Annotated in this window: 6 protein-coding genes and 1 pseudogene; all 7 read right to left on the bottom strand. The window is 66.5% G+C overall.

Features of this window, described 5'->3' with window-relative positions:
• Positions 1-451: ASCH/PUA domain-containing protein (locus Q0379_RS07425; RefSeq protein ID WP_299006453.1), on the bottom strand; the 451-nt coding region annotated here is incomplete at its 3' end.
• 83 nt (positions 452-534) lie between these two features.
• Positions 535-624, bottom strand: a pseudogene (locus Q0379_RS07420) (hypothetical protein); the annotation flags it as partial.
• Between the two features lie 47 nt (positions 625-671).
• Positions 672-1,319 carry a ribosome biogenesis GTP-binding protein YihA/YsxC gene (yihA, locus tag Q0379_RS07415; RefSeq protein WP_299006451.1) on the bottom strand — a complete coding sequence of 216 codons (648 nt, stop codon included), beginning with the start codon at positions 1,317-1,319 and terminating at the stop codon, positions 672-674.
• Positions 1,319-3,175, bottom strand: a complete 1,857-nt coding sequence (gene yidC / locus Q0379_RS07410) for a membrane protein insertase YidC (RefSeq protein ID WP_299006448.1) — start codon at positions 3,173-3,175, stop codon at positions 1,319-1,321. Before yidC ends, yihA begins: the two co-directional genes overlap by 1 nt.
• Before the next feature lie 7 nt (positions 3,176-3,182).
• Positions 3,183-3,638: a ribonuclease P protein component gene (rnpA, locus tag Q0379_RS07405; RefSeq protein ID WP_299006446.1), complete on the bottom strand. Its 456-nt coding sequence runs from the start codon at positions 3,636-3,638 to the stop codon at positions 3,183-3,185.
• A 93-nt stretch (positions 3,639-3,731) separates the two neighbouring features.
• On the bottom strand, positions 3,732-3,866 hold the full coding sequence (rpmH, locus tag Q0379_RS07400) for a 50S ribosomal protein L34 (RefSeq protein WP_004622337.1): 135 nt from the start codon (positions 3,864-3,866) through the stop codon (positions 3,732-3,734).
• A 192-nt stretch (positions 3,867-4,058) separates the two neighbouring features.
• The coding region (locus tag Q0379_RS07395; protein WP_299006436.1) for an NADPH:quinone oxidoreductase family protein at positions 4,059-4,786 on the bottom strand (728 nt) is incomplete at its 5' end.

Below are 4,786 nucleotides of genomic sequence, written 5' to 3'. Positions count from 1 at the left end.
CGGCGTGGAAGCCGGCTTCGGCCTCGGCGGAGTCGGCCACCGCCGCGTGGCGGTCTCGGGCCACGCCCATGTTGCTCTCGGCGTAGCTCTCCGAGACCTTGCGGGCCTCCTGGGCGCGCAGGGCGGCGTTCGAGGCCTGGGTCTCGTGCCAGTCGGCCAGGGCCTCGGGCGTCAGGTCGTCGGCCGCGTCCGGATGCGGGGCGACGTCGCCGAAGCCGATCGCCACGAAGCCGTGGATCACGCCCCCATAGTCTTCTTCCGACAGCAGGAAGGTGATCTGCCGCTCCTCGAACTGGCCGGTATAGGTGTCGGTCGAGGGATCGAACTCGCGCAGCACCAGGATGTCGCCGACCTTGAACTCGCGGTCGTTGCGGCGGATTTCGAAGCGCTTCGTGCCCGAGCGGACGGCGGCGAAGTACTTGGGCCAGGTCTTCAGTTCGTGGCGATGCATGGCGGGCGGACTTTTCTGAAAAACGGGGAGGCGGGGTTCTGGCGACAGAACCCTAGCGCAAGGTTAACGGGGCAAACATATCTTCCATCGTCATCCCGCGCTTTATGCGCGGGACCCATCTGTCCGCCGCAGGTGCGTCGCGAAACAACGCGCTCACGGGGAAGCTGAACCATGGTTCCCGCGCATAAAGCGCGGGATGACGGGTGTTGAAGGCTTCAGCTCACTCGTCGATGCAGACCCGCACGATCTCGGCGCGCAGGTCCGGCAGGCCCAGGCCCTTCTCGGACGAGGTGGCCAGCACGCGCGGGAAGGCGGCGGGGCGCTTGGCGACGGCCTTCAGGGTCTCGGCCACGACCTTGTCGACCTCCGCCGGCTTGATCTTGTCGGCCTTGGTCAGGACGATCTGGTAGGAGACCGCGGCCTCGTCCAGGGCGTCCAGCGCCTCGAGATCGACCTTCTTCAGGCCATGACGGGCGTCGATCAGCACATAGACGCGCTTGAGGTTCGCGCGGCCGCGCAGATAGGCCCGGCCCAGGTCCTGGAACTTGTCGGCGATCGAGCGCGAGACGCGGGCGAAGCCGTAGCCCGGCAGGTCGACGAGACGCAGCTGCTCGGCCAGCAGGAAGAAGTTGATCTCGCGCGTGCGGCCCGGCTCGTTCGAGGCGCGGGCTAGGTACTTCTGGTTCACCAGGCCGTTGATCAGGCTCGACTTGCCGACGTTGGAGCGGCCGGCGAAGGCCACTTCCGGCAGGTCGGGCGCGGGCATGGCGTCCATGCGCACCGCGCCCATGATGAACGAGACGGGTTGGGCGAAGAACACCCGCGCCCGCTCGATCTCTTCGTCGGTGAAGATCGGATCCTCGCTCATCAGGTCGCGCTTGCGGCTTTGCCCTGCAGGCGCGCGATGATCCGGTCGATTGGGTTCTCGACCTTGTAGCGGCGCATCATCACGTACTGCTGGACGATGGTCAGGACGTTGCTCCAGCACCAGTAGATCACCAGGCCCACCGCGAACTGCGACAGGGTGAAGGTGAAGATGATCGGGAACAGCTGGAAGATGCGCTGCTGGATGGGGTCGCCGGCCGGCGGGTTCATCGCCGTGGTCAGCCACATGGTGAAGCCGTACAGCAGCGGCCAGACGCCGATGTGCAGCGGGCCGTCCAGGAAGCCGCCGATCAGCGGGGCGGTCGCCGGGTTCCAGTGGATCAGGCCGAACAGCGTGAAGATCGTCGACGGGTCGCGGGCCGACAGGTCCTGGATCCAGCCGAAGAACGGCGCGTGGCGCATTTCGATGGTGACGGTCAGCACCTTGTACAGGGCGTAGAAGACCGGGATCTGGATCAGCATCGGAAGACAGCCCATCATCGGGTTGATCTTCTCTTTCTGATACAGCGCCATCATCTCCTGCTGCTGCTTGGCCGGATCGTCCTTGTGCTTGGTCTTCAGCTTTTCGACCTCGGGGGCGATCTTCTTCATCTTCGCCATCGACTCGTAGCTCTTGTCCGCCATCGGATAGAGGATGAGCTTGAGCAGGACGGTCAGCGCCAGGATGGCCAGGCCGAAGTTGCCGACCATCTTGTAGAAGATCTCCAGCACGTTGAAGATCGGGCGGGTGAACATGGAGAACATGCCCCAGTCCACGGCCCAGTCGAAGCGCGGGATCTCGGCCTTGGCGTTGCTCCAGAATTCCCACCACGCCGGCGGCTTGGCGCCGCCGTACTGATACTTGCGCAGCAGCGGCACGGTCTTGGCGCCGGCGAACAGGCGGGTGTTCTGGGTCAGGGTGGCGCCCGGGTTCAGGGCCTGGGTCGGGCCGACAAAGTTGACGTCGTAGACGTCGACGCCGCCCACGTTGGTCACGCGGTACTGGGCCTTGATGGCCTCGGTCTGGCCGGGGATCAGCGCCGCCAGCCAGTACTTGTCGGTGATGCCAGCCCAGCCGCCGACCGAGTCGAAGGTCGTGAGCGGCTTGTCCTTCTTCCACTTCTGGTACTTGGCCAGTTCCAGCTTCTGGTCCTTGCCCGAGCCCAGGACGCCGATGGCGCCTTCGTGGACGATCTGGGTCTTGCCAAGGTGGTCGGTGATGCCCTGGCGCTGGACGGTCGCGTAGGGGGCCAGCTGGAAGGCGGCGGTCCCGTTGTTCTTGACGCTATCGGTGACGGTGAACATCGCCTGGTCGTCGACCGCGATGACGCGAGTGAAGGTCAGGCCCATGCCGTTGTCATAGGTCAGGGTGACCGGCGAATTGGGACGCAGCACCTGGCCCGGGGCGGCGGTCCAGACGGTGCGGCTGTCGGGCAGGCCCGGCAGGTTGGCGCCGGCCCAGCCGAAATCTGCGAACCAGGCGTGCTCGGCGCCCTCGGGGCGGAACAGCTCGACCGGCGGCGAGTTCTTGGCGGTCGTCTCGGCGTACTTGCGCAGGAAGAGGTCGTCGATGCGGCCGCCCTTCAGCGCGATCGAGCCCGACAGCGCCGGGGTGTCGACCACGATGCGCGGGCTTTGCGCCTTGGCGGCGTCGCGCGACAGGCGCAGCGGGGCGGGGTTGCCGTTGGCGTCCAGCGGCACGCCGGCCTGGGCGGCGGTCTGCTGTTGCGCGGCCTTCCTGGCGCGCATCTCGGCCTCGGCCTGCTTCTGCTGCGGACCCAGGATGAAGAACTGGTACCCGATCAGGATCGCGAACGCGATGGCGAGGAACGCCATCGTGTTTTTGTTGTCGTTCTGCATGGAGCGCTTAACCGGAAACTGTGTGATCGGGTTGTTGGGAAGAGGCGAGGGAAGAAGGATCGCCCGATGATGATCGCGAGACCTTGCTTCTCACGCCATCGTGCTCGGCGGCGAGGCTTATCAGCGCGGTTTTGACGTCGTCAAGCAAACGTCCCCATTCGCGCGAGCCCGTACCGCCACGCGCGATGAAGACATAGTCATGCGAAGGGCGCGCATGAAGGGGCAGGACCAGCCGGGCGGCCTCGCGTAGGCGGCGCTTGGCGCGGTTGCGCTCGACGGCGCCGCCGATCTTCTTGGTGGCGGTGAAGCCGACGCGGACCACTGGGTCCTCGTCGGGACGCTTGCGCATCTGGATGAACACCGCGCCGCGCGACAGGGCCGGGGCCTTGGCCGCCAGCAGGAAGTCGGCGCGCTTGCGCAGGCGTTCGAACTTGAGCGGAGTCTCAGTCAAGACATCAGGCATGAAAAAAGCCGCCTTTCCGGCGAGAACCTGAGACCAGGTCTGTGGAAAAGGCGGCTTTGATCATGGCCTTGCCTCCCGAAGGAGGAAGAGCAATTAGGCGGTCAGGCGCTTGCGGCCCTTGGCGCGGCGACGCGCGACGACCTTTTGGCCATTCTTGGTGGCCATACGCGCGCGGTAGCCGTGACGGCGGGCACGCACGAGCTTCGACGGCTGGAAGGTGCGCTTCACGACGTGGCTCCGAAATGCAAAACGTTGGACGCGAAGCCTGGGGCCTCGCGAGTGAGGGGCGGTGGATAAAAGAACGGGGGCGGGATGTCAACCTGAGTCGGTTCAGGGGGTTAGGGTTCTACGACCGAACCACTCAATACCCGATCTCCCCGGCGCACTGACGTGTCGCCGGGAAGGTCGGATGAATTGGCGTTACGGCGAGATCACCGCCTTGCCCACCACCTTGCGCTGGGCCAGCAACTCGAACGCCTCGCGCCAGCGCTCCAGGGGCAGCTCGGCGCAGACGTGGGGCCGGATGCGGCCTTCGTTCGCCATGCGCCACACCGCCTCGGTGTTCTCTCGCCCCTTGTCGGGGAATTGGCGGCCGTATTCGCCGGCCCGTACGCCGACGACCGAGAAGCCCTTGATCAGCGGCATATTGGCCGAGATCGTCGGGATCCGGCCCGAGGTGAAGCCGATCACCAGCAGGCGGCCGTCGAAAGCGACGCAGCGGACGCTCTCGTCGAAGACGTCGCCGCCGACCGGGTCGTAGATGACGTCCGCGCCATGGCCGCCGGTGATCTCTTTCACCCGATCACGGAAGCCGCCCGTCACATTGACCACGGCGTCGGGGGCGTAGAGGGCCTGGACCTGGGTCAGCTTGTCGTCCGAGGCCGAGGCGGCGATGACCCGCGCGCCCAGCGCCTTGGCCATGTCGACGGCCGCCAGGCCGACGCCGCCGGCCGCGCCGTGGACCAGAACCCACTCCCCCGGCTCCAGCCGCGCGCGGCGAACCAGGGCGACATAGGCGGTGAGATAAGCCGCGCCATAAGCGGCGCCCTCGGCGAAGGATAGCCGGGCGGGCTTGGGCCTGAGCGCCTCGTCCGACAGCACGGCGTATTGCGCGAAGCCGCCCAGCCGCGCGCCGCCGACGACGGCGT

The sequence above is a fragment of the uncultured Caulobacter sp. genome, assembly GCF_937900395.1.
Classification (GTDB): Bacteria; Pseudomonadota; Alphaproteobacteria; order Caulobacterales; family Caulobacteraceae; genus Caulobacter.
This window is presented reverse-complemented; position numbering and strand designations above follow the sequence as displayed.

Coding starts and splice junctions, on each gene's coding strand:
- yihA (WP_299006451.1), bottom strand. CDS start 1,319: ATGAGCGAGGATCCGATCTTCACCGACGAAGAGATCGAGCGGGCGCGG.
- yidC (WP_299006448.1), bottom strand. CDS start 3,175: ATGCAGAACGACAACAAAAACACGATGGCGTTCCTCGCCATCGCGTTC.
- rnpA (WP_299006446.1), bottom strand. CDS start 3,638: ATGCCTGATGTCTTGACTGAGACTCCGCTCAAGTTCGAACGCCTGCGC.